Source organism: Aquitalea sp. USM4 (genome assembly GCF_004328945.1).
Classification (GTDB): Bacteria; Pseudomonadota; Gammaproteobacteria; order Burkholderiales; family Chromobacteriaceae; genus Aquitalea; species Aquitalea pelogenes.
Genome location: NZ_CP029539.1, coordinates 2,302,124 through 2,328,678 on the forward strand (window position 1 = coordinate 2,302,124; position 26,555 = coordinate 2,328,678).

Consider the following 26,555-nt stretch of genomic DNA (forward strand, 5'->3'; position numbering starts at 1 on the left):
CTGGCGTGTTAGCGCGGCGAAAAAAATAGCGCAGCGTCTCTGCTGGCAGCACTCATGCGTAAGGACTGGCCACCCCGGTCAGCTCCACATACACGCTCTTGCGCTGGGTGTAGCAGTCGATGGCGGTAAGGCTGTTTTCATAGCCCAGGCCGGATTCCTTGTAGCCACCAAACGGCATTTCAATCGGCGTGATGTTGTAGTTGTTGATCCAGCACACCCCGGCTTGCAGCTTGGCCACCACGCGGTGGGCGCGCGCCAGGTCGCGGGTGAACACCCCCGCCGCCAGCCCCAGCCGGGTGGCATTGGCCCGCTGGATCACTTCCGCCTCGTCGTCGAACACCAGTACCGACATCACCGGGCCAAAGATTTCCTCGCTGACAATGCGCATGTCGTCGCGGCACTGGTCGAAAATCGTCGGGGCGATGAACCAGCCGGCTTCGCAACCCGGCACAATCACGCGCTGGCCACCGGCGGCCAGTACCGCGCCTTCGCTCTGGCCGATGTCGATGTACTTGAGCACGCTTTGCGCATGGCTGGGCGATACCTGCGCACCTACCTGGGTGTCCGGGTGCATCGGGTCGCCAATCTTCAACAGTGCGGTGCGTTCTTTCAGACGCTGCATGAAGGCGGCGTGAATGCTGCGCGCCACGAACACACGGGTGCCGTTGGTGCAGATTTCGCCCTGGGTGTAGAAGTTGGCCAGCATGGCGGCGGACACCGCCTGTTCGATGTCGGCATCGTCAAAGATGATCAGCGGCGACTTGCCGCCCAGCTCCATGGTGACGCGCTTGAGCGTGCCTGCCGCGTCTTTCATGATGGCCTTGCCGGTATCCACCGAGCCGGTAATCGACACCTTGGCCACGCGTTCGTCGGCAATCAGCTGGCGCGCCACGGACGAGCTGCCCTGGATCACGTTGAACACCCCGTCCGGCACGCCTGCTTCGCTGTAGATTTCCGCCAGCAGGGCCGCGCTCATCGGCGTCATGCCCGATGGCTTGTAAATCATGGCATTGCCGCAGGCCAGCGCCGGGGCGGATTTCCAGCAGGCAATCTGGATGGGGTAGTTCCACGCGCCAATGCCCAGGCACACGCCCAAGGGCTCGCGCCGGGTATAGGCAAACGCGCCTTTCAGCGGGAAATGCTCGCCGTGAATCCCGGCGGCCATGCCGGCAAAGTATTCGATGCAGTCCGCGCCGGACAGCACATCCACCACTTCGGCTTCCTGAATCGGCTTGCCGTTGTCGCGCACTTCCAGCTCGGCCAGTTCGCGGTTGCGCGCACGCAGAATGCCCACCGCCTTGTTCATGATGCGGCCGCGCTCGGCACCGGTCATCTCGCTCCACACCGCAAAACCGGCTTCGGCGCTCTTGACCGCCAGTTCGGCCTCGGCCGCGCCAGCCTGCTGCACCTTGCACAGCAGTTCGCCATTGGCCGGGTTGAAGTTGTCGGCCAGCGGCAGGGCCGGATTATCGATATAGCGACCGCCGATATAGCTTTTCAGGATGCCATCTTGCACGTTGTCTTCCTTGTATTCTGGGTGGGGCATTGCCCGTGATGCCGCTCATTGAGCCACGACGGCAGACGCCTTGCGTGTCAAAAGCCGACATGGGGGCCAATTGTGGCGACATGCCATCGCCGGTATTCGGGTGCTTTGATGATGGATGGATAGGGCGAGCGCGGTCAATGCGTGCAGCCTGCCCCGTGTTGAGCACTGGCCGGGGACGTCAGGCAGCCGGGTTGGCGCGTGGCGGTTCCGCCGCCTCTGCGCGCCACGCCTGTTTCTCCGTGCGCTTTGCCAGTTGCTGGTGGCAGGCCGCGGCCAGGCGGAGCAGCTCGCCATTGCGGCTGGCACTGCCGTCCGGCCCGGCAATGTGTTGCGCCAGTGCCTGCAAGGAGGTTGCGCTGCTGTTGAGTGCCACCAGCCGGCCATGGGCATGGCGGCGCGGGTGGCTGGGGGTGTAGTTGAGGGTCAGCAGCCAATGGCTGTGTTGCCAGTCGCTGCCGTGTTCCAGCACGGCTTTGAGTACGGCATGGCTGATTTGCTGTCCGGCCTCGGCCGCCATGGCCAGCGCCTGTTCCCAGCGCGGGGCATCGGGTGGCAGTTGCTGCAGGGCAGGCAGTACCTGTTGTTGCAGCCAGTGTTGCAGTTGGCGGGCGGCGGGGCGCTTGCTTTGTTGCAATGCGCGTTGCAAGGCGGGGGCTGGCCAGCCGCATTGCGGGCTGTCGTGTTGCGGCAGGGTGAGGGCACAGCCGGGGTATTCGGCCAGTTGCTGTTGCAGCTGGTGGCGCAAGCGGGGTGGGGAGAGGGCGAGGATGTCGTCCGCAAGCAGGCAGCAGTGGCCGTGGTGGAGCAGGACCCGGACGGGTTTGCCTTGGTAGTACAGCGTCAGGGGCGGGGCCTGGGGGATGTTGGGGTCGGGATGCGTCATGGTTCTGCCCTCCGTTGAAGGATGAAGGCTGCCACGCACGCTAGAAAACGCGGGTGGCAGGCCAAAGCGGGGTTGGCGAACCGGAAGCACCACCATTGACCGGCAGACCGTATAGGTCTCCCCGCCTGGCCTGCCATTGGAGGAGACAGACGCAAGCAGAAAAAGCCGTTTTGACACGGCTTTCCCGGTGGGTGCAGATCAGGTCGCCAAACCTGGCTGCGTGTGAACACGCAACGGGACAAGGCTAATCAGCACCATCGGGGACAGCAAGACTAGAGAGGAGTGGAAACACTGGCAAGAGGTGCAGGTAAGGGGCTTGTTTTGATTTCTGCTTCCGCGCGGCGGTGGGATGCGTGTTTGCTTGGCGATGTTATTGCCGCCAGCACGTAGGGCGGAAGCCCCAGCCTTACCGGGGCGTTCCGCCGTCATTCAGACCATTCCAGCACACAACAAAAAATCAATTATTCGGACTGCGGGAATCCGCTCACGCGGATGATGATTTGCATGCCGCTTCCGCGTGGGGGATGGGGAATGGAGCAGCGTCGGTGCGGTGCTTATGTGCCTCCGCGCTCGCTGTTGCCACCACAAAGTAAAAATAGGTGTTGCATCCGCTCACGCGGATGATGTTTTGTCTTGCCGCTTCCGCGCGGCGGACGGGAAAGGGATCTTTGCTTGGCCAAAGATCCCTTTCATCCCTAAAGGCCACCCAGCAAGCATGGCCTGCGGCTGCCCGACAGGCCCCGTCCGGTGCGAGGCGCGCCTGAACTCGCGATTTGCTAACGTCAAATCGCTCAAACAGGGCAGGCGCTTAAAACCTCGCCCCGGCCACCCGTCGGCATGCTTGACGGGGCCCAAGGGGTGCGTTGGTGCGGTGGGGAATCCAGCAGATAAGACGATTCCGGATGCCACCGAATAGATTTCTGCTTACGACCCAGAGCTGCCGTAGCCGTTTTTGGAAAGCTGACGCTCAGGAACGTTTGAGTTCACCGGGCTGCGTGGCACTTCACCCAGCTCCGGTGGAATGATGTGTTAGGTTGCATTTGGCAATGGTCCTCGCCACTGAAGGTATTCCTTTCCTTTCGGAGTGACCTCAATTAGACCGGTGTTCAATGTAATGAGTGAGTGCGCTTGTAATGCATTGATGATGGTGCGTCTTTCCTCTGTGCTTGGGATAACTGGCAACCAATATGCATCAAACATCGAAGTCGTTGTTCTCGCTGGGAGAGTGTTTAACCAGTCGAGCACCCGTTGCGTCGAGTGCGCTAGAAAATAATTTAGGTAGCGGTATTCCCAGAGCTCGGCTCGCCCACGCTCTGCCGCAAAGGCATCGTCTACAACCTTTTGTTGTTCTGGGGTGAGCGTGAGGTTGTCGGGTAGTGATGGAGGAGCCGGAGGTGTCGTCGGTGGTTGCTCTCCTTTAGGCTGAAGTGCTTCGTTATCTCTTTCAATTTGGGTCGTAGAAAACTCCCCGCCACCTGGAAGCCGTACTTTTGCGACGCGTTTGAGAAGACTTTTAATATCATCTTTGAACAGAACGAAGAACGTGATTGCAGTCGTACCTGCTGCAACAGGGGTTGCCAGGATGACTTTGAGATATTCAAGGACCAGCTTTGCAATTTCCATAGTGGGTGCCTAGCGATAGTGGTGTACAACCCAACTTTGTTTTAGGGAGTCCGATACGAGAATGCCGAAGGCATGGCCAGTAGTGGCGTTCGCGCTGAACGACCAGTTAAACCACTTTCGATAGGTAAGTGGATTGACTACTTGGAGCCCGGCTTTCTTTTGCCCTTTTTTACCCCGAGCAATGAAGTTAGGTAATTGTCGCCGTAGGGTGTTATTTGCCAATTTTTTTCCTCGTCCAGTTCAACCAATTTCAGAGCTCGAAACTGGAGCATGATTGTGTCAGTAGAGGATGTGTAGACCTTAAACTGAGTAAATCTGTCATTTGGAGCAGTCTTTGAAAGCTTAGGCGTAACCGCCCCCTCAATGAGGTAGGCTATTCCACGGGAGGGATGCCAGTAGTTGCTTGAACCAGCTAGCAATTCTGGGCCAAGTTTTCTGAATATTTGGTCCCAGGTGAGGGTAGTAGTGCTAGATTCCTCCCCTCCTTTCCGAAAGCGCCCAGTTTCTGGGTTCAATATCTCTCGTGTGTATACAAATGCAACCTCCACAGGGTCTTCTCCGCTTGCAAGCAGTTCGGCACCACGAGGCGCCTCGAGTCCATACGTGGAAATTCTTTGCTTTAATTCTTCGTTCTCTTTTTTTAGCTGCAGTACCTCATCACTGCTTGCCAGTCCTTCAAGAATATCTGCCCTAACCCAGCCTGGTTTTGGGTGTTGCTTTTTTAGCTGTGTAATGCTGCGACTTACTTTTGCGCCAAGATCAGCTGGAGAAGAGTAAAACTTGCAAAGCCTAGTCTGAACTAGCTCCTTGAACGAAGAAAGCTTCTTGATTTTCTGGGGCTGTTGCTCGCTGAACTTCGACGGAATTGTGTCGGGAGAGTCGTGGATAAAACCAATCACTGGCTTTCCGCGCTCAACTGCATATCTGTATTCCATTTCGGTGTACGACAAGCCAGTTTCCTTGGATATGCTTCCATAGCGGCCACCAATAACAACTAGGTAATAGTCAGACTCGTCAATAACTCGCTTAATCCACTCCCATTGGCTATCTGTTGCTGCGGGAAAAAGCTCCATTCCTGCGGGCATACATTCGAGTTCAAGAAGTGCTTGCATTACCTCGCTACGTTCCTCAACGAGATCAACGTAAGTCGAGCTGACAAAAACTTGATGGCGGCGTTCAATCATGACTCAAGGGGCCTGATATGCAAAATAACCGGAGCACAGCAGTACGTCCGGATTGGTTGAATTATTAGCACGTATTACCATGGATATGGATTAAGCCTTTCAATCGACAAACTCGATATATTGAACCTGCAGAAGCAATCGGACCAGCCGCTTATTGCTTCGGATCAAACGAAATCACTAGGCATTCGCCGGGTGAAATGTGATCTGCAAATAGATAGACGCCACCGTGCACAGGTGCATCCACCTCGAACGCTAGCCCGCCCTTAAGGTGAAAAATGGACAAACGCTGATAGTCTTAATAGATCTCCGAAACGGAGTCTGATTTGAGCGCAGCCTTAAATCAAGCGCAGATTCGATAACAGTAAATATACGGCCCCATATATCTACAATAACATTATTAGCAAAGCGTATGGATCATAATGCCCAAACCTGCGCGACGCCTTGGTCTAGCCAGAGCTGCGTCAGTATAACAACAGACTCAGTGAATAATGGCAGATTGAACAAAGTACAGACTAACTACAGGGATGTTGGAATCGAATGGCCGCTATGAAGGGCGTCTGCCAACCGTCCGCTCCTGGCCAATACCAGTCATGCTAGCACGTTGGCATGGAGAAAATCTTAACCTGTATTGGTGATGGTCCAGACAGTGATCCGTTATCGCAAGACCGTACCAGCGAAACCTGCTCCCGTCAGCGGGAGCCGACACAGACGTGCCGCACAGGGTCTTAAGCGGTCGGCTGTCCGCAGCGGCGCGACGCTAGCGCGCCGCAAGTTCCGGCCGCGCCCTGAGTGGTGCGGCTGGGGCGGGAATTCGACGCGCTGCGGGTCGCCTTTTCTTTGGGTACTTTCTTTTGGCGAAGCAAAAGTAAAGTACCTCGACGGCGGGGCGAGACCCGCGAAGTTGATTTTGCTGTTGGTTTTGTTGGTTTTAAAGTGGTGAGCACCGAACCAAGTCTCCGCTACGCGGATGATGATTTTCATGCCGCTTCCGCGCGGCGGACGGGAAGGAGGGCTTGCCTGGCCAAGCCCTCCTTCACCTCCAAGGCCACCCCAGCAAGCATGGCCTGCGGCTGCCCGACAGGTCCCGTCCGGTGCGAGGCGCGCCTGAACTCGCGATTTGCTAACGTCAAATCGCTCAAACAGGGCAGGCGCTTAAAACCTCGCCCCGGCCACCCGTCGGCATGCTTGACGGGGCCCGTGGGCGCGTTGGTGCGGTGGCTTTCCAGCTGGGAAAATGGATTTATTCGGTAGCGTTGCGCGGTGGATCGCCCCTTTGGGGCATCCACCCTACGGGGGAGATGCGTAGGGCGGAAGCCCCGGCTTTACCGGGGCGTTCCGCCGTCATGCGGACCATCCCTGCACACAACAAAAAATCAACTATTCGGACTTCGGAGTAAGACATTTGTCGGAGCTGGCCCAGTCCCGTCTGCGCCAGCCGACGCAGGCATACCGCTAGCTGTTACTGGTGTTTGCAAGCAGGCCTGCTGGTCTTTCCAGCAACCATACATGCACCATGCCATCCAGCACGCTGGTGCAGCTGGGCTTCCAGCGGTCGTCTTTGAAAAATGCTTCCGGCAGGGTTTTACCCGATCTGACTGCAGCCCATAGCAGCAGCATGCAACTGCGCTTTCCTGCGGGTTGGCGCAGCAGGAGCCGGATACTGCGCAGCAGCGTCAGCGCCGGGGCTGCTTCCACCAGCAGTAACTTTCCTCCCGGCCTGACCCTTTGTTTCAGCTCCTGCAGCATCTGTACCGGTTGCTCGCTGGTCACCAGAAGTGAAGATGCCGAGACAACATCAAACAAGGCTGACGGTCCGGCTGCTTCTGCCAGACTCCGGGTCGCATAGTTTGCCCTGGCTGCACTGTCATTGCGCTGTGCAAGACGGATCATGTCCGCATCCTGGTCTATCCCCAGTGTGGTAAATCCTCTTGCCGCGGCGATTCTGGCCAACAGCCCAGGCCCGCAGCCCGCATCCAGCCATGTGCTGCCGGGGGCTGCCTGTACAAGGTGGGCGGCTGTCTGATGCAGGCTGCGGTAAAAGTCCGCACCTTGCAGATAATCAAACAGTCTGGCTGCCAGATAAGTCATGCGATCTCCGTTCTGCCCGGCTTGCTGCTAGTCAGTGTAAAAGCAAGGAAGAGCAAGCTGATCCATGCCGCATTGAACATGGGAAAGCCGGACAGATGCAGGCTGACGATGCCGGTGCCGGTGTAATAGATTCCCACCAGCAAATCCACCAGCTGGATACCCGTCATGCCGGAAACCAGCAAACGGTTCTCTTCCGGGTTGCGGGCGGCAATACAGAGCATGAATCCATACACCATGAAGCGTGAAGCCAGCATTCCCAGCGGGTAGGCCGTGTCTGCCGGGACGGGAGAGTGGCCCATCCATTGCAGCATGTGCATGGGGACAAACAGGTACAGCAGGCCCAGCAACAGTTGAATCACTCCGACCAGCGTCATCAGGTATCCGAGTCGTTTCATGCTTTAATCTCCGGTAAATTGAATATGCAGGAGGCATGGTAGCGACTATGGTATTCTTTAGTAAGTAGTTACTTTTTAGTAAGCAGGAGCGCGGCCTTGAGTGATGCCATCCCTTGTGATGCCAGCTGCCCGGTACGCCGGGCGGCAAATCTGGTTGGTCATAAATGGACCACGTTGATTGCGCGGGATTTGCTATCCGGCAAGAAGCGCTATTCCGAATTATTGCGCTCGGTTTCGGGCATCAGTCCCCGCTTGCTGACTGAACGTCTGCGCGAACTGGAAGCGGCTGGCCTGGTGAGCAGAACGGTATTTCCCACCATTCCGCCCAGTACCGAATACGAACTTACCGAGTTGGGAAAAGGCTTTGAGCAGGTGATTCAGGCTATGGCGGTGTTTGGCGCGTCATTGCCTGATCCGGACTGATCTGCAGACCAGCCAGGCAGGCTGACTTCCAGGCTCAGGGCCTGGCGGTGGTGAGGACAACATCCGGAAACCACAGTGCGCTCCAGCGGGCTGTTTTCTCGCCGCTCGCCAATAGCCTGGGCGACACTGATACCGGCGTGCCAAGCGCTGCGGCTTCATGCAGGGCCGCGCAATTGACCGTCCCATACAGGCGGCTGCCATCCTGATACAACACGCCCATCAGCACCCCGCAGCGGGTGCAGAACACGAAGTCGGCCAACTGGCTGCCGTGCCGGTATTTTCCCAAGCCGCCCGCATCACTCACCGTTATTTGCAAACTGCCATGCGGGTCGGACAGGTAGGACGCCCCGTGCTTGCGACAGAAATCGCAATCACAAGCCCGGGGATTGTAGTCGGCCAGCGGCTGGCTCAGTTCAAGCTGGAGGTGGATGTTGCCGCAATGGCAGGCTCCGCTCACTTTGTGCATGGTGTGCTCCTGCATGCATGGCGTCTGGTCATGTTTCCTTGCCCATGCGGCAAACATGTTTGATTGCTTGTCAGCCATCAGGCAGGGAGCTTCCCATCTTACTCAAAGTGAATGTCGCGTGGACGCCAGAGAAGCGGACTATGCACCAGGGTTGCTGTGTGGCCTGGTTGTCGGACATTGGCAAGCAGGGTGGAGGACCTTGCCTGCCTGTACCCGTGGAAGATATGACTAGCGCAGCACCACCGTGCGGTTGTCGTTGAGGAACACCCGGCGCTCCAGGTGGTAGCGCACGGCGCGGGCCAGCGCCTGGCATTCCATGTCGCGGCCGGTGGCTTGCAGGTCTTCCGGGGTGTAGGCGTGGTCTACCCGGTCTACCACTTGTTCGATGATGGGGCCTTCGTCCAGGTCGTCGGTAATGTAGTGGGCGGTGGCACCAATCAGCTTTACCCCGCGCTCATGCGCTTGCAGATAGGGGCGGGCACCCTTGAAGCCGGGCAGGAAGGAGTGGTGGATGTTGATGGCGCGGCCGGACAGGTGGGCGCAGGTGGCGCTGGTGAGCACCTGCATGTAGCGCGCCAGAATCACCAGTTCGGAGCCGGTTTCCTCGATCAGCGCCAGCAGGGCGGATTCCTGCTCGGCCTTGTTGGCCGGGTCCAGCGGCAGGTGGTGGAAGGGCAGGCCGTAGGCTTCGGCAATCGGGGCCAGGTCGCGGTGGTTGGACACCACGGCGGTGACGGTCATGTCCAGATCGCCCATTTTCTGCCGGTACAGCAAGTCATTCAGACAGTGGTCCAGCTTGGACACCATGATCATCACCCGCGCCTGTTCGCGCCGGTCCTGCAATTGCCAGCGCAGGTCCTGGTAGTGGCTGCCCATCTCGCGCATGCCCTGGTTCAGCCGTGCCGGGTCGAACACCTCGGTTTGCGGGTGGAATACGCAACGCACGAAAAAGCGCTGGCTGACGGCATCGTCAAACACCGCCAGTTCGTCGATATAACAGCCCTGGGATTCCAGCAGGGCGGAGAAACGGGCCACCTGACCGGAAGCACTGTGGCAGGTGAAGCTGAGGATGTAGGACGGTGCAGTGGCTTTCATGAGCGGGTCTTTCCTTGTCGTGTGGCAGGCGTGCTGCCTGTCCTGTGTGCGCTAACCCTAAGGCCTGGCTGCCGTGCGGGCTGGCTTCAATGCGTCCGCTTTGCGTCCATTTCAGACATGTGACGCAGTGTCGTGTCTGGGCAAGTGCTTGTCCTTTTCAGCCAAACGGCTAGGGGCTCAGGTCTGGAGAATGGGCCTTGTCCGAATACATCCACCCCGCTGGAGCCGCAGATGGCAAACCGATACTCCCTGTGGAGCCTGATCAAGAACGGGCTCAAGCATCATGAAAGCTGGCAGCCGGCCTGGAAGAGCCCGCAGCCGAAGAAAAACTACGACGTCATCATCGTCGGCGGTGGCGGCCACGGCCTGGCCACGGCTTACTACCTGGCCAAGGAGCATGGCATCAAGAATGTGGCCGTGCTGGAGAAGGGCTATCTGGGCGGCGGCAATACCGCACGCAACACCACCATCATCCGTTCCAATTATCTGTGGGATGAAGCGGCGCACTTGTACGAACACGGCCTGAAATTGTGGGAAGGCCTGTCGCAGGACCTCAACTTCAACGTGATGTTCAGCCAGCGCGGCGTGATGAACGTGGGCCACACCCTGCAGGACATGCGCGACATCGAACGCCGCGCCAATGCCAACCTGCTCAATGGCGTGGACGCGGTGGTGATGACCCCGCAGGAAATCAAGGACATGGTGCCGCTGATCGACATCAGCCACCGCACCCGCTACCCCATCATGGGTGCCAGCTTCCAGCCGCGTGGCGGCGTGGCGCGGCACGATGCGGTGGCCTGGGGCTTTGCCCGCGGCGCGTCCGAACTGGGTGTGGACATCATCGAGCAGTGCGAAGTCACCGGCCTGATCATCGAAGGCGGCCGCATCAAGGGTGTGAATACCAGCCGTGGCGACATCATGGCCGACCGCGTGGGCTGTGTGGCGGCGGGTAATTCTTCGGTGCTGGCCAGGATGGCCGGGCTGCGCCTGCCACTGGAAAGCCACCCCTTGCAGGCTTTTGTGTCCGAATCCATGAAGCCCTGTATCGACACCGTGGTGATGTCCAACGCCGTGCACGGCTATGTCAGCCAGTCCGACAAGGGCGAGCTGGTGATCGGTGCCGGTATCGACAGCTATCTGGGCTACGGCCAGCGCGGCAGCCCGCATGTGATCGAACACACCGCCGCCGCCATCATCGAGATGTTCCCGTCCTTCTCCCGCGTGCGGATGAACCGCCAGTGGGGCGGCATCGTGGATGTCTCGCCGGACGCCTGCCCCATCATCAGCAAAACCCGCATCAAGGGCCTGTATTTCAACTGTGGCTGGGGCACCGGCGGCTTCAAGGCCACGCCGGGCTCGGGCAATGTGTTTGCCCACACCATCGCCCATGACGATCCGCACCCGCTGAACCGCGCGTTCTCGCTGGACCGTTTTGCCACCGGACATCTGATCGACGAGCACGGCGCAGCCGCCGTGGCTCACTAGGGAGAGGCTTATGTTGGTGATTACCTGCCCGTACTGCCAAGAGGCAAGGGAAGAAGAAGAGTTCAGCTACGCCGGTGAAGCCTATATCGCCCGCCCGGCAGTGCCGGAAGAAGTGGACGACGCCACCTGGGGTGACTACGTGTTCCACCGCAAGAACCCGCGTGGCTGGCACTGGGAACAATGGCAGCACGTGGCCGGCTGTCGCAAGGTGTTTGCGGTAAAGCGCCACACCGTCAGCTATGAAATTGCCGGCTCCTGGACGCTGGCCGACGGCAAGGCACTGTATCTGGAGGAACAAGCATGAGCGGCTATCGCATCCATCGCCCGGGCGAGCGCATCAATCGCCAGAAGCCACTGAGCTTTGTCTTCGACAATGTGCAGTACAAGGCCTTCTCCGGTGACACCCTGGCCTCGGCCCTGCTGGCCAACGGCGTGCGCCTGATTGGCCGCAGCTTCAAGTATGGCCGTCCGCGCGGCATCGTCGGCTTTGGTGCCGAGGAGCCGAATGCGCTGATCCAGCTGGAAACCGGCGCGCATACCGTGCCCGACCTCAAGGCCACGCAAGTGGAGCTGTACCAGGGCCTGCTGGCGGGCAGCACCACCGGCTACCCCTCGCTGGACTTCGACCTCAAGGGCTTGCTGGGCAAGTTTGGCCGCTTCATGCCGCCGGGCTTTTACTACAAGACCTTCATGGAGCCGGTGAAAGCCTGGCCCATCTACGAGAAATACATCCGCAAGGCCGCCGGTTATGGCCGCGCCCCGACCGAGGCCGACCCGGAAAGCTACGACCACCTGCATCACCATATTGATGTGCTGGTAGTGGGCGGCGGTGCTGCCGGCCTGTGGGCTGCCACGCTGGCGGGCCGTGCCGGGCTGAAAACCCTGCTGGTGGACGAGCAGGCCGAAATGGGCGGCTGGCTGCTGACCGAACGCCGCAGCCGCATCGACGGCCTGTCCGGCATGGACTGGGTGGGCCAGCGTCTGGCCGAACTGGCCAGCCTGCCCAATGTCACCGTGCTGCCGCGCACCACGGCTTTTGCCCTGCACGACCTCAACCTGGTACAGGCGGTGGAGCTGCTGCAAGACCACCTGCCGCTGACCGAGCGCAATGCCGCGCTGCCGCGCCAGCGTCTGCACAAGATTCGCGCTCATCAGGTGATTCTGGCCAGCGGTGCCATCGAACGCCCGCTGGTGTTCGGTTACAACGATGTGCCGGGCGTGATGACTGCTGCCGCCGGTCACAGCTACCTCAACCGCTACGGCGTGGCCGTGGGCCGCGAAGTGCTGGTGCAAACCCAGAACGATGCCGCTTACGAAGCCGCGCTGGACCTGGCGCTGTCCGGCGTCAAGGTGACGCTGGCCGATGCCCGTCAGGGCGGGGCTGCCGCATGGCGTCAGCAAGCACTGAAGAATGCCGGTGCCGAATTGCTGCTGGGCCATGGCATTGCCAAGGTGCTGGGCGACAAGAGCGTCAGCGGTGCACAGCTGGTGAAGCTGGATGGCCGCAACAATCAGGTGGTTGGCTCCGGCCCGCGCCTGAGTGTGGACACCGTGCTGTCCTCCGGCGGCCTGACTTCCACCGTGCACCTGTTCTGCCATAACGGTGGCCGACCGGTGTGGAATCAGCAGCAGCTGTCCTTTGTCTGCCCGGACGAAGGCCGCGAAAACATTGCCTGCGTCGGTGCCATCACCGGCCGCTGGGAGTTGTCCGATGCGCTGAGCCAGACCCACGCCGCCGTGGCCGCCCTGTTGCTGGGCCATGGTCGTGGCAGCACCGGCAAGGCCCCGGCAGTCGCCAGCGAAGAAGTGGCCGCGCCGCGTGCCATCTTCCGCCTGCCGGACGGCAAGCCGGAAGGTCATGGTGCCAAGGCCTTTGTCGACTACCAGAACGATGTGGCCGCCGCCGACATCCACACGGCAGTGCGCGAAAACTACCGCTCCATCGAACACGTCAAGCGCTATACCGCGCTGGGCTTTGGTACCGATCAGGGCAAGCTGTCCAATATCAACGGCTTTGCCATTGCGGCCGAAGCGCTGGGCAAACCCATTGCCGAAGTGGGCACCACCACCTACCGGCCGTCCTACACCCCGGTGACTTTTGGTGCGCTGGCAGGCCCGCACGTGGGCGAAACCTTCGATCCGCGCCGCTACACCGCCATGCATGCCAGCCATGATGCACGCAAGGCCGAGTACGAAGTGGTGGGCCAGTGGCTGCGCCCCTGGTACTTCCCCAAGCCGGGTGAAGACCTGCACGCTGCGGTCAACCGCGAATGCCTGGCCACCCGTAACAGCGTGGGTGTGATGGATGCTTCCACCCTGGGCAAGATCGACGTCAAGGGCCCGGATGCGCGTGAATTCCTCAACCGCATCTACAGCAATGCCTGGAGCAAGCTGGACCCCGGCAAGTGCCGCTACGGCCTGATGCTGGACGAAAACGGCATGGTGATGGACGACGGTGTGACTGCCTGCCTGGCAGACGACCACTTCCACATGACCACCACCACCGGCGGCGCGGCACGGGTGTACAGCTGGCTGGAACGCTGGCACCAGACCGAATGGCCTGAACTGAAAGTCCGTTTCACCACCACCACCGACCACTGGGCCACCGTGGCCGTGGTGGGGCCGAACAGCCGCAAGGTGCTGCAAAAGCTGTGTACCGACATCGACTTCGACAAGGACGCCTTCAAGTTCATGGATGGCCGCAGTGGCACCGTGGCCGGGCTGCCGGCGCGGGTGTTCCGCATCAGCTTCTCCGGTGAACTGGCCTACGAAATCAATGTGGATGCCAACTATGGCCGCTACATGTGGGAAGAAGTGATGAAGGCGGGTGCCGAGTTCGACATCACCCCCTACGGCACCGAAACCATGCACGTGTTGCGGGCCGAGAAAGGCTTCATCATCGTCGGTCAGGATACCGACGGCTCGATGAGCCCGAACGATCTGGCCATGAGCTGGGCAGTGGGCATGAAGAAGCCGTTCAGCTTCCTCGGCAAGCGTTCGCTGCTGCGCTCGCACACCGCGGGTGAAGGCCGCAAGCAGCTGGTGGGCCTGCTGCCGCTGGATCCGAAAGTGGTGCTGGCCGAAGGCGCGCAGATTCTCAGCAATACCGATGACACGGTGCCGGCTGCCATGCAGGGCCATGTCACCTCCAGTTATCACAGTGCCTTCCTTGGCCGCTCCATTGCCATGGCCGTGCTGAAGGATGGCAGCAAGCGTGAGGGCGACACGGTGTTCGTCTGGGCACATGGCAAGAGTGTGCCGGCGCAGGTGGTGTCGTCAGTGTTCGTGGACAAGGAAGGGGTGCGTCAACATGCCTAAGCAAGGTTTCCAACCATTCATGGAGTCGCCGCTCCATCACTTCAAGCTGGATGCCGAGGCGCAACCGCGCCGTGCCGATGGCCGCATCTGGTGTAACGAACTGCCGCACCTGGGCTATGCCGTGCTGCGTGGCGATACCGCCGAAGCCGGTTTTGCCCAGCTGGTGGAGCAAGTCACCGGCCTCGCCCTGCCGCTGAAAGCCGGGGCAGTCAGCCAGGGCCCGCAAGGCGTGCTGATGTGGACTTCGCCGGACGAATGGCTGCTGGTGAGCCATCGCCAGCGTCTGGCCGACTGGACGGCGCAGCTGGATGCCGGTTTTGCCGCGCAACAGCTGTTTGCCCAGACGGTGGACTCCAGCGGTGGCCTCACCCTGGCCTGGCTGGGCGGCACCGAGCACATCACTGTGCTGCGTCATCTGGGGGTGTACGACTTCGAATCCATCCCGCTGGGCCATATGGTGAGCACCGTGCTGGGCAAGGCCACCGTGCAGGTAATCCGTCTGGATACCGACGGCGTGTTCGTGGTGTTCCGCCGCAGCTTTGCCGACTATGTGTGGCGTCTGCTGCGCCGCGCCGCGCAGCCCTACGGCTTTGCCGTGTGCCAGCTGGAAGCGCGTAGTGACCATCCGCTGTTTGCCCAGCTGGCTGCGCCCAGGCCCAGCCTGATCCTTGCCTGAAACCGCTCCGCGGCCCTGCCATTGGCAGGGCCGTTTTTTGTTGTCTACCGTCTCCCTCATTCCGCTGTTTGGTCTGTCCCCAACTTTAGTGTTCCCCTCAGGCATCTTTGCCTGTTCAGTACGGCGGCCGTGTTTGTCCTGCTTCGACCGGCTGGTCGGTATGTGGCAAATACCTGTCGCAAGCGCTGAACAGAGGCGGTTTCGTCTCCGGCACCATGCATGCAATGGCGGACAGACTTGGCCATTTTGCTCAGGAGAGTAGCGTGAACCTCAACTTCCATCGATGTCGATCCGGCTTTATCGGGAGCCCGCATGACTGATCGCGCCGAGCAGCAAGTGTTGTTCAAGGTGATTCTGGCCGCCTCGGTCGGCAATTTCGTCGAATGGTTCGACTTTGCCGTCTATGGTTTTCTGGCCACGGTGATTGCCCAGCATTTCTTTCCGGGCAGCAGTGCCGACATCAGCTTGCTGAAAACCTTTGCCGTATTCGCGGTGGCCTTTGCCTTTCGCCCGCTCGGTGGCGTGGTGTTCGGCATGCTGGGCGACCGCATCGGCCGCAAGCGCACGCTGGCCATCACCATCCTGCTGATGGCCGGGGCCACCACGCTGATCGGCCTGTTGCCGGACTACGCCAGCATCGGTCTGGCCGCTCCCGTGCTGCTGACGCTGGCGCGCTGTGTGCAGGGTTTTTCCGCCGGTGGCGAATACGCCGGGGCCTGTGCCTATGTGATGGAACACGCGCCCAGCCATCACCGGGCGCGCTATGGCAGCTTTCTGCCGGTGTCCACTTTTTCTGCCTTTGCCTGCGCGGCGGTGCTGGTGTTTGCCCTCAACCAGTGGCTCAGCCCGCAAGCGCTGGCCGACTGGGGCTGGCGGCTGCCTTTCCTGATTGCCGCGCCGCTGGGGCTGGTGGGCTGGTATCTGCGTAACCGTCTGGCGGAAACCCCGGCTTTCCGCGCGCTGGAGCAGCGCCAGCAAACCGAGCACGCGCCGCTGCGCCAGGCTTTTGCCAGTCATGGCCGCCCCATTGCCTGGCTGTCGGCCTTCATCTCGGTGACGGCGCTGTCGTTTTATACCTTCACCACCTATCTGAGCACTTACTTGCAGCAGGTGGCAGGCATGAGCCGCGGCAATGCCCTGCTGGTGTCGGTGCTGTCCCTGCTGTTTGCTGCGCTGCTGTGCCCGCTGGCCGGGCGTTATTCCGACCGGGTAGGGCGGCGGCGCAGCATGGCCACGGTGTGCGGGCTGATTGTGCTCACCATCTTTCCTTCGTTCTGGCTGGCGCAAAGCGGTCAGCTGTGGCTGGCGGTGCTGGGCGGCATGTTGCAGGCCTTGCCTGCGGTGCTGTCCGGCGTGGTGACCGCACCCTTGCTGTCGGAAAGCTTTCCCACCCGCATCCGCTATACCGCGGGTGCCATCAGCTACAACCTGGCTTACACCATCTTTGGCGGCACCGCCCCCTTGATGGCGACCTGGCTGATTGATGTGTCCGGCAGTCATCTGGCCCCCGCTGTTTATCTGATGCTGGTGGCGCTGTTTGCCCTGGCAGGCGGCCTGCGCCTGCCGGAAACCGTTCATGTGCGGCTGGCCGAGGTGTCCTGAGCCGCTTGTTGTTCCACTTTTTTCTGTTGGGGAGTACGTGTATGACGACGCTGCATCAGGACGCACTGGTGATTGACGGGCTGATCATTGCCAAATGGAGCCGTGAGGTATTTGACGACATGCGCCGTGGCGGCTTGTCGGCGGCCAACTGTACCGTGTCGGTGTGGGAAGGTTTTCAGGACACCGTGGCCAATATCGCGGAGATGAAAAAGCAGATTCGCGATTACAGTGACATCCTCACCCTGGTGCGTACCACCGAGGACGTGCGCCGTGCCAAGGCCGAGGGCAAGACCGGCATCATCCTGGGTTTCCAGAACGCCCACGCCTTTGAAGACAATCTGGGTTATATCGAAGCCTTTGCCGACATGGGCGTGCGCGTGGTGCAGCTGTGCTACAACACGCAAAACCTGGTGGGCACCGGCTGCTACGAGCGCGACGGCGGCCTGTCCGGCTTTGGCCGCGAAGTGATCAACGAGATGAACCGCGTGGGCATCATGGTGGATCTGTCCCATGTGGGCGGCAACACCTCGCGCGAGGCCATTCTGGAATCCAAAAAACCGGTGTGCTACTCGCACTGCCTGCCGTCCGGCCTGAAAGAACACCCGCGTAACAAGAGCGATGAAGAACTGCGCTTCATTGCCGACCATGGCGGCTTCATCGGCGTCACCATGTTCCCGCCCTTCCTCAAGCGCGGCATCGAGGCCACGGTGGACGACTATGTCGAGGCCATGGACTACATCATCAACCTGGTGGGTGAGGATTGCGTGGGTTATGGCACTGACTTCACCCAGGGCTATGACAAGGGCTTTTTTGACTGGATTACCCACGACAAGGGCCGTCATCGCCGCCTGACCAACTTTGGCACCATCCTCAATCCGGAAGGCATCCGCACCATCGGCGAAACGCCGAATCTGACCGCTGCCATGGAAAAGGCGGGCTGGTCCGAGAGCAAGATCCGCAAGGTGCTGGGTGAAAACTGGCTCCGTGTATTTGCAGACGTCTGGGGTAGTTGAGCCTTGAGCGGGGTCGCAAGACCCCGCTTTTTTATTCGCTTGCCACTGTGCCCGTCACCAGCGGGCTGCCGTTTACAACGAGAATGCCGGGCTGCAAGGTGCAGACCCTGGCGCGGTGCTGTAACGGAAGCGGGCTGACAACACGGCACTTCATGATGCCGCACCCGCTCTGTGATGTTCATCCTTGATTCAACCTGTCTATCTTTGGAGAACGCAATGCTGAAACGCCAATTTCTTGCCCTGCTGCTGGCCGGTGTGGCCCTGCCATTCTGTAGCCATGCGGCTGACAAGCCCACCATCAAGATCGGCTATGTAGAAGGCTGGTCGGATAGTGTGGCCACCACCAATGTGGCGGCCAACATCATCCGCAACAAGCTGGGTTATCCGGTGGAAATGGTGCCGGTGGCCGCCGGCATCATGTGGCAGGGGGTGGCCCGTGGCGACCTGGACGCCACGCTGTCGGCCTGGCTGCCCACCACCCACGAAGCGTATTACACCCAGTTCAAGGACAAGGTGGTGGATGTGGCGGTGAACTACCCCGGTGCCAAGATCGGCCTGATCGTGCCTGATTACGTGGCCGCGCATTCGATTGCCGACCTCAACGCCAACAAGGCTGCCTTCCAGGGCCGTATTGTCGGTATCGATGCCGGTGCCGGCGTGATGAAGAAAACCGAAGAAGCCATCAAGAAATACCAGCTGGACTACACCCTGCTGCCCAGCTCCGGCACCGGCATGGCGGCTGAACTGGCCCGCTCCATCAATAGCAAGAAATCCATTGCCGTTACCGGCTGGATTCCGCACTGGATGTTTGCCAAATGGAAGCTGCGCTTCCTGGAAGACCCGCAGAAGGTGTACGGCGATGCCGAGCATGTGGATAGCGTGATCAACCCCGGTCTCACCGCCAAGGCGCCGGAAGTGGTGGCCTTCTTCAAGAAATTCCGCTGGAAGCCGGAGGAAATCGGCAAGGTGATGCTGGATGTGGAAAACGGTGCCAAACCGGCAGCCGCAGCGGATAGCTGGGTGAAGGCCAATGGTGCCAAGGTAAACGAGTGGACACACTGATCACGGTCTGAATGGCAACAGCCCACTGCCTGGTTCATGGCGGCGGGCTGTTTGCTGCTGTATGGCCAGGCGCTACCGGGGCTCGCCGTTGCTGCCGCTTTCCGCCAGCACCGTAACGCGGTTGGTGGGTGTCAGCAGCAGGCTGTTTTGCTTGGGCGATGGTTCAGGTTCGGACCGTGCCATATGCTGGTGCAGCCAGTTTTCCAGCAAGGGCCAGATTTCGTTCTTGGCATTTTTCGACAATAACAGCCGTTCGTGGCTGTAATCCTCCACAAAGCCCTGTGCCTGACTGCACAGCACATAGCGCTTGCCGGGGCTGCCAAAGCTGTCCAGCAAACGCTGGCAGCCCTCCGCCGGTGAAATGAAGTCATCCCCACCGCCAGCCAGCGCCAGCACCGGCAGTTGTTGCCTGCCCAGTGCAGCCAGATAGTCAAAACCATCCCCTCCCTGCATGCGGCCTTGCAGATTCCACCGGCACCATTGGCGCAGCAGGCGGCTGCTTTCCGCCTCGGTGGCCAGTGGCATCCAGTGACTGGCAATTTGCCGGCGCAAGGGCAACAAGCAGGAAATCAGGCGAATCTTTTGCTGCATGGCCCAGCTGCGCTGGCGGCTGGATGCCTGGGCAGCCAGCATCTGCAAACCGGCCAGCCGCTCGCAGGCCGGGGCCTGTCTGGCCAGCCACATGGCGGCAATCACCGCTCCGGCGGAATGGCCCAGCCAGAAGGGGCGCAGTGGCGCGCAGTTTTCTTCCACCGCGCGCAATACGGCCGGGACATCCTGTGTGGCCAGGGTTTCGAAATCGAAGCTGCGGCGCGGCGTGTCGCTGTGGCCGTGTCCACGCCAGTCAAACAACCAGCATTGCCAGCCGCGCGCGGCCAGATGGCTGGCCAGCGGTGCGCAACTGCGTTGATTGGAAAAAGTGCCGTGGGCCAGGATCAGCGGCGGACTGCCCCGGTCTCCCATGCGGCTGAGGAACAGGCGGGTACCGTCGTCGGTAAGCGTGTGCATGGTCAGGAACCTGTCGGAAAGTGGAGGTGGGGAGGCATCACTGGCCGGGCCGGTGACATGACCGTTGAATATGCCCGGATTGATGTCGCGCTTGGACTGGCCGAAAGTTGCACAGCCCCGCTGCTTGCTGCGTTGTCTGTTGCCGACCGGCTTGTCGGTATGGGGCAAATACCTGTCGCAAGCGCTGAACAGCGTCAGCATGCCCTCCGGCACCATGCAAGGCAATGGCGGACAGACTCGCCCATCTTGCTCAGGAGAGTGGCATGCAACCTCAACTTCCCATCGACGTGGATGCCGACACCGGCGTCTGGAGTACCAACGGCCTGCCCATGCTGTATGTGCCGCGGCATTTCTTCATCAACAACCATCTGGCCATCGAGGCAGCACTGGGCCGTCGCGTGTATGCCGATTCGCTGTACGAAGCCGGTTACCGTTCCGCCCACTTCTGGTGTGGCAGCGAGGCGCAAACCCATGGCCTGAAGGGCATGGCGGTGTTCGAACACTATCTGTCCCGCCTGTCGCAGCGCGGCTGGGGCCAGTTCAGCTTTATCGAAGCGGACGAAGTGACCGGCAATGCCAGCATCCGCCTGGACAACTCCTGTTTCGTGCTGGCCCAGGGTGTGGCCGGTGCACCGCAGAGCGAACACATGGCCTGCTATCTGTTTGCCGGCTGGTTTGCCGGTGCCATGGACTGGGTGGGCGAAAACCTGGGCCATGACTACCGCACTGTCAGCCGCGAAAGCCAGTGTGCCGGCCTGGGTGCCGACTACTGCATTTTCACCGTTCATCCCTTGTAAGCCGGGAGTCGTCCCATGCGCTATCCGCACCTGTTTGCGCCCATTACCCTGAACAAGCTGACGCTGCGCAACCGCGTGGTGAGCACCGCGCATGCCGAGGTGTATGCCGAACCGGGCGGCCTGCCCGGCGACCGTTACATCCGCTATTACGAAGAGAAGGCCAAGGGTGGCCTGGGCCTGGCCATTTGTGGCGGCTCCAGCCCGGTGTCCATCGACAGCCCGCAAAGCTGGTGGAAGTCGGTGAACCTGGCCACCGACGCCATCATCGACCCGCTGGCGCGGCTGGCCGAGGCCATGCACCGCCACGGCGCCAAGATCATGATCCAGGCCACCCACATGGGCCGCCGCTCCAGCTATTACGGCGAGCACTGGCCGCATCTGGTCAGCCCGTCCGGCATTCGTGAGCCGGTACACCGTGGCAATGCCAAGGTGATCGAGCAGCATGAAATCCGCCGCATCATTGCCGACTTTGCCCAGGCTGCGCGCCGGGTAAAAGCAGCCGGCATGGACGGCATCGAGATTTCCGCCGCCCACCAGCATCTGATCGACCAGTTCTGGAGCCCGCGCACCAACTTCCGTACCGACGAATGGGGCGGCAGCTTTGAAAACCGCCTGCGCTTTGGCGTGGAAGTGCTCAATGCGGTCCGGGCCGAAGTTGGCCCGGATTTCTGCGTCGGCCTGCGCATGTGCGGCGACGAATTCCACGAAGACGGCCTCAGCCACGACATGCTGAAGGACATTGCCGCGGCCATGTCGGAAACCGGCCTGATCGACTACCTGTCGGTGGTGGGTTCCGGGGCCGACACCCACAACACCCTGGCCAACTGCATGCCGCCGATGGCCTTGCCGCCGGAGCCGTTTGTGCATCTGGCTGCCGGCATCAAGTCGGTGTCCAAGGTGCCGGTGATGCACGCGCAAAGCATTCGCGACCCGGTGCAGGCCGAGCGCATTCTGGCCAGCGGCATGGTGGACATGGTGGGCATGACCCGCGCCCATATTGCCGACCCGCATCTGGTGATCAAGATCCGCGATGGCAAGGAAGACCAGATCCGCCAGTGCGTGGGCGCCAACTACTGTATCGACCGCCAGTATCACGGTCAGGACGTGCTGTGCATCCAGAATGCCGCCACCAGCCGCGAGGCCACCATGCCGCACGACATTGCCAAGGCCGACAAGCTGCGCAAGGTGGTGGTGGTGGGTGCCGGCCCGGCCGGGCTGGAAGCCGCCCGCGTGGCGCGCGAGCGTGGCCATGAAGTGGTGCTGTTCGAGAAACAGCCGCAGGTAGGCGGGCAGATCGTACTCGCCGCCAAGGCCCCGCAGCGCGAACAGATGGCCGGCATCGTGCGCTGGCTGGACATGGAAACCCAGCGTCTGGGGGTGGATCGCCGTCTGGGCGTGGCCGCCGACAAGGCGATGATTCTGGCGGAAAAACCGGACATCGTGGTGCTGGCCACCGGCGGTGTGCCGTATACCAGCCAGGTGCCGGACTGGGGCGTGGATGAGGGCATTGCTGTCAGCAGCTGGGACATCCTGTCCGGCAAGGTGGAACCGGGCAAGAACGTGCTGGTGTATGACGCCGTCAGCACCCAGGCCGGTTTCGGCGTGGCCGACTTCCTGTCCAGCCGTGGCAGCACGGTGGAAATCGTCACCCCCGACGTGAAAGTGGGCGACGACACCGGCGGGACCACTTTCCCCATTTTCTACCGTCGCCTGTACGCACAAGGCATCATCCCCACCCCCAATTTCTGGCTGGACAAGGTGTATGCCGAAGGCGACAAGAAAATCGCCGTGCTGCGCAACGAGTACACCGAGGCGCTGGAAGAACGGGCGGTGGATCAGGTGGTGATCGAAAACGGCATCCTGCCCAATGACAGCCTGTACTGGGACATGAAGGCGCTATCGAAGAACCAGGGCCAGACCGATGTCCACACCCTGTTTGCTTCGCAGCCGCAGCCTTCCCTGTCGCAGCCGCTGGCGGCGGGTGAGTTTTTGCTGTTCCGCGTGGGTGACTGCATTTCCATGCACAACATCCACGGTGCCATCTACGACGCCCTGCGTCTGGTGAAGGATTTCTGACATGAGCTTCTCCCTTGCCCATGCCCTGACCGGACTGTTCTGGCTGGGTGCTCTCCTGCTGCTGGGCGGCCTGGCCAGACGTGCCAGCCTGTGGCAGCAGGGGCGCAGCGCCAGCGTGTCCTGGCTTGGCCTTCTGGCCATGCCCAAGCGCTATTTTGTCGACATCCACCACGTGGTGGCGCGTGAGCCCGCCGTGGCCCGTGCCCACGTGGCGGCAGCCGGTGGCGGCGTGGCCATCCTGCTGCTGTCGGCCCTCAACTACGGCCTGATGCTGTACCAGGGCTGGCTGGACGTGCTGCTGGTGCTGATGGCGGCAGTGATGCTGCTGGGCGCACGCATGATGCAGGCGCGACGCCTGCAAGCCCCGCCGCGCCTGTCGCAAGGCCGCTGGCAAGTATTGCCCGCCCGCCTGCGCCTGTTTGCGCTGGGCAGCCTGCTGGCCGCCGGCCTGCTGTTTGCCGGCCCGCAGCTGGGCATGGCCGGGCAGCTGATTGCCGTGGTGGCGCTGCTGATGCTGGCACTGGGCGGTGCCGAACTGGCGCTGGGCATTGGCCTCGGTTGGCCGATGAAACATGCGGTGGCCGGTTTGCTGCATCTGGCCTTTCACCCGCGTGCCGAACGCTTTGCCGGTAAATCTTCCGACCTCAAGCCGCTGAATCTGGCCGCGGGCGAGCTGGGTGTGGCCAAGGTGGAGGACTTCGCCTGGAACCGCCTGCTGTCCTTTGACGCCTGCGTGCAGTGCGGCAAGTGCGAGGCCGCCTGTCCGGCCTATGCCGCCGGTCAGCCGCTCAACCCGAAAAAGCTGATCCAGGACATGGTGGCGGCACAGAGCCGTGGCACCGACCCGGCCTATGCTGGCAACCCGCATCCGGGCTGCGAGGGGGCCGTGGTGGTGAAGCCGGGTGAGGACATCGTCGGCAGCGTGCTGGCGGCGGAAACGCTGTGGTCCTGCACCACCTGCCGCGCCTGCGTGGAAAACTGCCCGATGCTGATCGAGCATGTGGACACCGTAGTCAACCTGCGTCGTCACGTCACCCTCAGCCGGGGCGAAGTGCCGGGCAAGGGCAGCGAGGCGCTGGCCAATCTGCGCAATACCGACACTGTGGGAGGCTACCCGCTGGCGGTGCGTTACCACTGGGCGATTGACCTGGACCTGCCGGTGCTACAGCCGGGTGAGCAAACCGAATGGCTGCTGCTGGCCGGTGAGGGCGCGTTCGACATGCGTTACCAGCGTGCATTGCGCGCGCTGGTGAAAGTACTGAAAGCCGCCGGGGTGAAGGTGGCCGTACTGGGCGAAGCCGAGCGCGACTGCGGCGACGTGGCGCGCCGTCTGGGCGACGAAGCCGGTTTCCAGCGGCTGGCCAAGGCCAATATCGCGACGCTGGCGCAATACCGCTTTGCCCACATCGTCACGCCGGATCCGCACGTATTCCATTGCCTGGCCAATGAATACCCGGCGCTGGGCGGCCAGTTTGACGTATGGCACCACAGCAAGCTGCTGGAGCACTTGCTGGCGCGTCGCGCCATTCCGCTGAAGGCCGATGCCACGCCGCTGCCGCCGCTGACCTTCCACGACCCCTGCTATCTGGGCCGTTACAACGATGGCTTCAATGCGCCGCGCAATGTGCTGAAGGGTATTGGCATCAAAGTTGTCGATATGCAGCGCTCCGGGCGCGACGCCCGCTGCTGCGGCTGGGGTGGTGGCGCGGCCTTTACCGATATTCCCGGCCAGCGTCGTATCCCCGACATGCGCATGGATGACATCCGTGAAACCGGCACCGGCCGGGTAGCGGTGGCCTGCCCCAATTGCACGGCCATGCTGGAAGGCGTGGTGGGTGAGCGGGCAGACGTGATCGAACTGGCCGAACTGGTGGCCGAACGCCTGGCCTGAGGCGAGCCGGGGCAGAAGCACAGACTTCGCCCCGTCCGCTGCTGATTACAAGGAGAAAGTGATGGATTTTTCTACCCAGGCCATTCCGCGCATCGACCCGCGTCGCCCGTGGGTGCTGGGGCCCAGCGGCCTCAAGCGCATTGTGCTGGGCGATGACAGCGGCAGCCGCGATGCCGCCATGCTGGCCCACGGCCCGGCCCACAAGCCGCTGCGCAGTAACGGGCCGTTCAGCCAGCGCCTGCTGGTGGTGGCCCATGCCGAACGCGGCCAACTGGACGATGCCGCGCGCGAAGCCATTGCCGCTGCGGCCATTCTGGCGGGCAAGGATGGCGAAGTACTGGCCTTGCTGTACGGCATGGAAGACGCCGCGCCGGAAGCGCTGGCCGAACTGGCCGTGGACCGCGCCCTGACCGTGGCCGACCCCGGCTACGCACCGGAACAGAAACTGGCCTTGCTGCAACAACTGTTGCAGCAGGAAAGCCCGCATACCGTGCTGTTTGCCGACCGTGGCGAGGATGCCGACCTGGGCCGCCGTCTGGCCTGTCGTGCCCGGCTGTCGGTGGTGACCGATGTGGTGGAAATCGCCGCCGATGGCGTGCGCCGCCGTCAGCCTGGTGCCGGTTTCAGCCTGCGTGACCGCGCACAGCTGCTGTTGCTGGCGCGTGGCGTGGCCGAAGCCAAACTGCCCTTTGTCGGCAAGGGCGAGCGGCTGGAAACCGCTGCCCTGCCAGCCGTCAGCGAGCAGGTGCAGGACCTGGGCAGTGCCGCCAGTCCTGCTTCCGAGCTGGCACTGGAAGAGGCCGACCTGATTGTGTCCGCCGGTAATGGCGTCAGCAATGTGCCGGGCTTTCTGGCGCTGGCCGAAGCACTGGGCGCTGCGGTGGGGGCGTCCCGCGTGGCGGTGGACGATGGCCGCTTCACCCGCGACAAGCAAGTAGGTGCCACCGGCAAGACGGTGCAGGCCAGTGCCTATATCGCGCTGGGCATATCCGGTGCGGTACAGCATCTGCAAGGCATCAAGTCCTGCCGCCATGTGATTGCGGTAAACCTGGATGCCGCCGCCCCCATGATCAAGCGTGCCGACCTCAGCATCATCGACGACTGCCAGTCCTTCATCAGTGCGTTTGAACAACTGGTGCGACGTGAGCGCAAGGAGAAGCAAGTATGAAAATAGCCGTCCTGGTTTCCCCGGCCGTGCATCCGGTCAGCGGCCGTCCCTGTGCCGGCGAGGCCGATCTGGCCGCACTGGCGCTGGCGCAGCGCCTGCCCGGTGAGCTGCAAGTCTGGTATGCCGGTGCCGCCGACGATGCCGCGCTGGCCGATTATCTGGCCCGTGGTGCAGACAACATCCACAGCCTGAGCCTGCGCCCGGACAGCGATGTGCTCGCCGCGCTGGGCTCGGCCTTGCAGGGTGTCGACATGGTGCTGTGTGGTGCCCGTTCCGGTGGCGGTGATGGTTCCGGCCTGCTGCCTTACCAACTGGCCGAGCAACTGGGCGCGGCCTTGCTGCCGGATGTGCTGGACTTGTCCAAATCCGACCGGCAATGGCGGGCGGTGCAGGCCTTGCCCAAGGGCGTGCGCCGCACCTTGCAGGCCAGCCTGCCGCTGGTGGCCAGCGTCAACCCGCGTGCGGCTACCGCGCCGGGCTGGAGTTACGCGCGTCTGCAGCAGGGCAAGATCAAGCGCAAAGCCGCCACTGGCGCGGCTTTGGCCCCGGTGGCGCTGGAACCTGCCCGCCGCGCGCGCGCGCTGGTGGCGGCCAGCAAGGTAAGTGGCCATGCCCGCATGCAGGGGGCCATTGCCGGGGGCGATGCCAAGGCTGCCGGGGTGGTCGTAAAACAGGGCGATTCTGTCGAAAAAGCGCAAGTTGTGCTGGATTACCTCAGGCAACATCAGCTCGTCGATTTCTGACAACAACCCCGCA

At 61.6% G+C, this 26,555-nt stretch carries 23 protein-coding genes; 13 read left to right on the plus strand and 10 right to left on the minus strand.

Annotation, left to right across the window (positions count from 1 at the left end; all coding sequences use genetic code 11):
* Positions 1-52: 52 nt before the first annotated feature.
* From betB to DKK66_RS10745, 7 genes are all read right to left on the minus strand, one after another.
* Complete coding sequence (betB, locus tag DKK66_RS10720; protein ID WP_193394076.1) at positions 53-1,546, minus strand: betaine-aldehyde dehydrogenase; 1,494 nt, start codon at positions 1,544-1,546, stop codon at positions 53-55.
* Positions 1,547-1,724: 178 nt separating this feature from the next.
* A complete protein-coding gene (locus DKK66_RS10725; protein ID WP_131357900.1) occupies positions 1,725-2,429 on the minus strand; it encodes a hypothetical protein in 705 nt (234 codons plus the stop codon).
* A gap of 1,029 nt (positions 2,430-3,458) precedes the next feature.
* Complete coding sequence (locus tag DKK66_RS10730; RefSeq protein WP_131357903.1) at positions 3,459-4,052, minus strand: hypothetical protein; 594 nt, start codon at positions 4,050-4,052, stop codon at positions 3,459-3,461.
* A 137-nt stretch (positions 4,053-4,189) separates the two neighbouring features.
* On the minus strand, positions 4,190-5,236 hold the full coding sequence (locus DKK66_RS10735) for a DUF4062 domain-containing protein (RefSeq protein WP_131357906.1): 1,047 nt from the start codon (positions 5,234-5,236) through the stop codon (positions 4,190-4,192).
* 654 nt (positions 5,237-5,890) lie between these two features.
* Positions 5,891-6,217: a hypothetical protein gene (locus DKK66_RS20165; RefSeq protein ID WP_165494154.1), complete on the minus strand. Its 327-nt coding sequence runs from the start codon at positions 6,215-6,217 to the stop codon at positions 5,891-5,893.
* A 471-nt stretch (positions 6,218-6,688) separates the two neighbouring features.
* Positions 6,689-7,324, minus strand: coding sequence for a bifunctional 2-polyprenyl-6-hydroxyphenol methylase/3-demethylubiquinol 3-O-methyltransferase UbiG (locus tag DKK66_RS10740; protein ID WP_131357909.1), 636 nt, complete (start codon positions 7,322-7,324; stop codon positions 6,689-6,691).
* The gene (locus DKK66_RS10745; protein WP_131357911.1) at positions 7,321-7,719 is read right to left on the minus strand and encodes a hypothetical protein; all 399 of its coding nucleotides are present in this window, start codon (positions 7,717-7,719) and stop codon (positions 7,321-7,323) included. The genes DKK66_RS10740 and DKK66_RS10745 overlap by 4 nt, the downstream gene beginning before the upstream one ends.
* Before the next feature lie 96 nt (positions 7,720-7,815).
* Between DKK66_RS10745 and DKK66_RS10750 the strand changes: the two genes are divergently transcribed.
* Positions 7,816-8,142 (plus strand): helix-turn-helix domain-containing protein, encoded by a 327-nt coding sequence (locus DKK66_RS10750; protein WP_207389769.1) that lies wholly within the window; start codon positions 7,816-7,818, stop codon positions 8,140-8,142.
* Between the two features lie 34 nt (positions 8,143-8,176).
* On the opposite strand, the gene DKK66_RS10755 is transcribed toward DKK66_RS10750, so the two are convergent.
* Positions 8,177-8,608, minus strand: a complete 432-nt coding sequence (locus tag DKK66_RS10755) for a GFA family protein (RefSeq protein ID WP_207389770.1) — start codon at positions 8,606-8,608, stop codon at positions 8,177-8,179.
* 228 nt (positions 8,609-8,836) lie between these two features.
* Entirely contained in the window at positions 8,837-9,703 is an 867-nt protein-coding gene (gene purU / locus DKK66_RS10760) for a formyltetrahydrofolate deformylase (RefSeq protein ID WP_131357913.1), read from the minus strand.
* 231 nt (positions 9,704-9,934) lie between these two features.
* On the opposite strand from purU, the gene DKK66_RS10765 reads away from it, so the two are divergent.
* From DKK66_RS10765 to DKK66_RS10795, 7 genes are all read left to right on the plus strand, one after another.
* Complete coding sequence (locus DKK66_RS10765) at positions 9,935-11,188, plus strand: sarcosine oxidase subunit beta family protein (protein WP_045848398.1); 1,254 nt, start codon at positions 9,935-9,937, stop codon at positions 11,186-11,188.
* A 10-nt stretch (positions 11,189-11,198) separates the two neighbouring features.
* Positions 11,199-11,492 carry a sarcosine oxidase subunit delta gene (locus tag DKK66_RS10770; protein ID WP_045848399.1) on the plus strand — a complete coding sequence of 98 codons (294 nt, stop codon included), beginning with the start codon at positions 11,199-11,201 and terminating at the stop codon, positions 11,490-11,492.
* Entirely contained in the window at positions 11,489-14,506 is a 3,018-nt protein-coding gene (locus DKK66_RS10775) for a sarcosine oxidase subunit alpha family protein (protein WP_131357916.1), read from the plus strand. Before DKK66_RS10770 ends, DKK66_RS10775 begins: the two co-directional genes overlap by 4 nt.
* Before the next feature lie 19 nt (positions 14,507-14,525).
* Complete coding sequence (locus DKK66_RS10780; protein WP_165494155.1) at positions 14,526-15,182, plus strand: sarcosine oxidase subunit gamma; 657 nt, start codon at positions 14,526-14,528, stop codon at positions 15,180-15,182.
* A gap of 312 nt (positions 15,183-15,494) precedes the next feature.
* Complete coding sequence (locus DKK66_RS10785; protein WP_131357922.1) at positions 15,495-16,784, plus strand: MFS transporter; 1,290 nt, start codon at positions 15,495-15,497, stop codon at positions 16,782-16,784.
* Between the two features lie 41 nt (positions 16,785-16,825).
* Positions 16,826-17,797 carry a dipeptidase gene (locus tag DKK66_RS10790; protein WP_045848403.1) on the plus strand — a complete coding sequence of 324 codons (972 nt, stop codon included), beginning with the start codon at positions 16,826-16,828 and terminating at the stop codon, positions 17,795-17,797.
* Positions 17,798-18,013: 216 nt separating this feature from the next.
* Complete coding sequence (locus DKK66_RS10795; RefSeq protein ID WP_062791046.1) at positions 18,014-18,859, plus strand: glycine betaine ABC transporter substrate-binding protein; 846 nt, start codon at positions 18,014-18,016, stop codon at positions 18,857-18,859.
* Between the two features lie 72 nt (positions 18,860-18,931).
* Here the strand turns inward: DKK66_RS10795 and DKK66_RS10800 are convergent, their stop codons facing one another.
* Positions 18,932-20,068 (minus strand): alpha/beta fold hydrolase, encoded by a 1,137-nt coding sequence (locus DKK66_RS10800; protein WP_165494156.1) that lies wholly within the window; start codon positions 20,066-20,068, stop codon positions 18,932-18,934.
* 62 nt (positions 20,069-20,130) lie between these two features.
* Between DKK66_RS10800 and DKK66_RS10805 the strand changes: the two genes are divergently transcribed.
* The 5 genes from DKK66_RS10805 to DKK66_RS10825 all read left to right on the plus strand — a co-directional run bounded on the left by DKK66_RS10805 (position 20,131) and on the right by DKK66_RS10825 (position 26,542).
* On the plus strand, positions 20,131-20,664 hold the full coding sequence (locus DKK66_RS10805; RefSeq protein ID WP_045847926.1) for a DUF5943 domain-containing protein: 534 nt from the start codon (positions 20,131-20,133) through the stop codon (positions 20,662-20,664).
* Between the two features lie 15 nt (positions 20,665-20,679).
* Entirely contained in the window at positions 20,680-22,740 is a 2,061-nt protein-coding gene (locus tag DKK66_RS10810) for an NADH:flavin oxidoreductase (RefSeq protein ID WP_131357928.1), read from the plus strand.
* A 1-nt stretch (position 22,741) separates the two neighbouring features.
* The gene (locus tag DKK66_RS10815) at positions 22,742-24,631 is read left to right on the plus strand and encodes a DUF3483 domain-containing protein (protein WP_131357931.1); all 1,890 of its coding nucleotides are present in this window, start codon (positions 22,742-22,744) and stop codon (positions 24,629-24,631) included.
* 61 nt (positions 24,632-24,692) lie between these two features.
* Positions 24,693-25,799 (plus strand): electron transfer flavoprotein subunit alpha/FixB family protein, encoded by a 1,107-nt coding sequence (locus DKK66_RS10820; protein WP_131357934.1) that lies wholly within the window; start codon positions 24,693-24,695, stop codon positions 25,797-25,799.
* Positions 25,796-26,542, plus strand: a complete 747-nt coding sequence (locus DKK66_RS10825; protein WP_131357937.1) for an electron transfer flavoprotein subunit beta — start codon at positions 25,796-25,798, stop codon at positions 26,540-26,542. The genes DKK66_RS10820 and DKK66_RS10825 overlap by 4 nt, the downstream gene beginning before the upstream one ends.
* Positions 26,543-26,555: the final 13 nt, after the last annotated feature.

Excerpts from the sequence above, each read along its gene's own strand:
- betB (WP_193394076.1), bottom strand. The coding sequence starts at position 1,546 with ATGCCCCACCCAGAATACAAGGAAGACAACGTGCAAGATGGCATCCTG.
- DKK66_RS10725 (WP_131357900.1), bottom strand. The coding sequence starts at position 2,429 with ATGACGCATCCCGACCCCAACATCCCCCAGGCCCCGCCCCTGACGCTG.
- DKK66_RS10730 (WP_131357903.1), bottom strand. The coding sequence starts at position 4,052 with ATGGAAATTGCAAAGCTGGTCCTTGAATATCTCAAAGTCATCCTGGCA.
- DKK66_RS10735 (WP_131357906.1), bottom strand. The coding sequence starts at position 5,236 with ATGATTGAACGCCGCCATCAAGTTTTTGTCAGCTCGACTTACGTTGAT.
- DKK66_RS20165 (WP_165494154.1), bottom strand. The coding sequence starts at position 6,217 with ATGAAAATCATCATCCGCGTAGCGGAGACTTGGTTCGGTGCTCACCAC.
- DKK66_RS10740 (WP_131357909.1), bottom strand. The coding sequence starts at position 7,324 with ATGACTTATCTGGCAGCCAGACTGTTTGATTATCTGCAAGGTGCGGAC.
- DKK66_RS10745 (WP_131357911.1), bottom strand. The coding sequence starts at position 7,719 with ATGAAACGACTCGGATACCTGATGACGCTGGTCGGAGTGATTCAACTG.
- DKK66_RS10755 (WP_207389770.1), bottom strand. The coding sequence starts at position 8,608 with ATGCACAAAGTGAGCGGAGCCTGCCATTGCGGCAACATCCACCTCCAG.
- purU (WP_131357913.1), bottom strand. The coding sequence starts at position 9,703 with ATGAAAGCCACTGCACCGTCCTACATCCTCAGCTTCACCTGCCACAGT.
- DKK66_RS10765 (WP_045848398.1), top strand. The coding sequence starts at position 9,935 with ATGGCAAACCGATACTCCCTGTGGAGCCTGATCAAGAACGGGCTCAAG.
- DKK66_RS10770 (WP_045848399.1), top strand. The coding sequence starts at position 11,199 with ATGTTGGTGATTACCTGCCCGTACTGCCAAGAGGCAAGGGAAGAAGAA.
- DKK66_RS10775 (WP_131357916.1), top strand. The coding sequence starts at position 11,489 with ATGAGCGGCTATCGCATCCATCGCCCGGGCGAGCGCATCAATCGCCAG.
- DKK66_RS10780 (WP_165494155.1), top strand. The coding sequence starts at position 14,526 with ATGGAGTCGCCGCTCCATCACTTCAAGCTGGATGCCGAGGCGCAACCG.
- DKK66_RS10785 (WP_131357922.1), top strand. The coding sequence starts at position 15,495 with ATGACTGATCGCGCCGAGCAGCAAGTGTTGTTCAAGGTGATTCTGGCC.
- DKK66_RS10790 (WP_045848403.1), top strand. The coding sequence starts at position 16,826 with ATGACGACGCTGCATCAGGACGCACTGGTGATTGACGGGCTGATCATT.
- DKK66_RS10795 (WP_062791046.1), top strand. The coding sequence starts at position 18,014 with ATGCTGAAACGCCAATTTCTTGCCCTGCTGCTGGCCGGTGTGGCCCTG.
- DKK66_RS10800 (WP_165494156.1), bottom strand. The coding sequence starts at position 20,068 with ATGCTGACGCTGTTCAGCGCTTGCGACAGGTATTTGCCCCATACCGAC.
- DKK66_RS10805 (WP_045847926.1), top strand. The coding sequence starts at position 20,131 with ATGCAACCTCAACTTCCCATCGACGTGGATGCCGACACCGGCGTCTGG.
- DKK66_RS10810 (WP_131357928.1), top strand. The coding sequence starts at position 20,680 with ATGCGCTATCCGCACCTGTTTGCGCCCATTACCCTGAACAAGCTGACG.
- DKK66_RS10815 (WP_131357931.1), top strand. The coding sequence starts at position 22,742 with ATGAGCTTCTCCCTTGCCCATGCCCTGACCGGACTGTTCTGGCTGGGT.
- DKK66_RS10820 (WP_131357934.1), top strand. The coding sequence starts at position 24,693 with ATGGATTTTTCTACCCAGGCCATTCCGCGCATCGACCCGCGTCGCCCG.
- DKK66_RS10825 (WP_131357937.1), top strand. The coding sequence starts at position 25,796 with ATGAAAATAGCCGTCCTGGTTTCCCCGGCCGTGCATCCGGTCAGCGGC.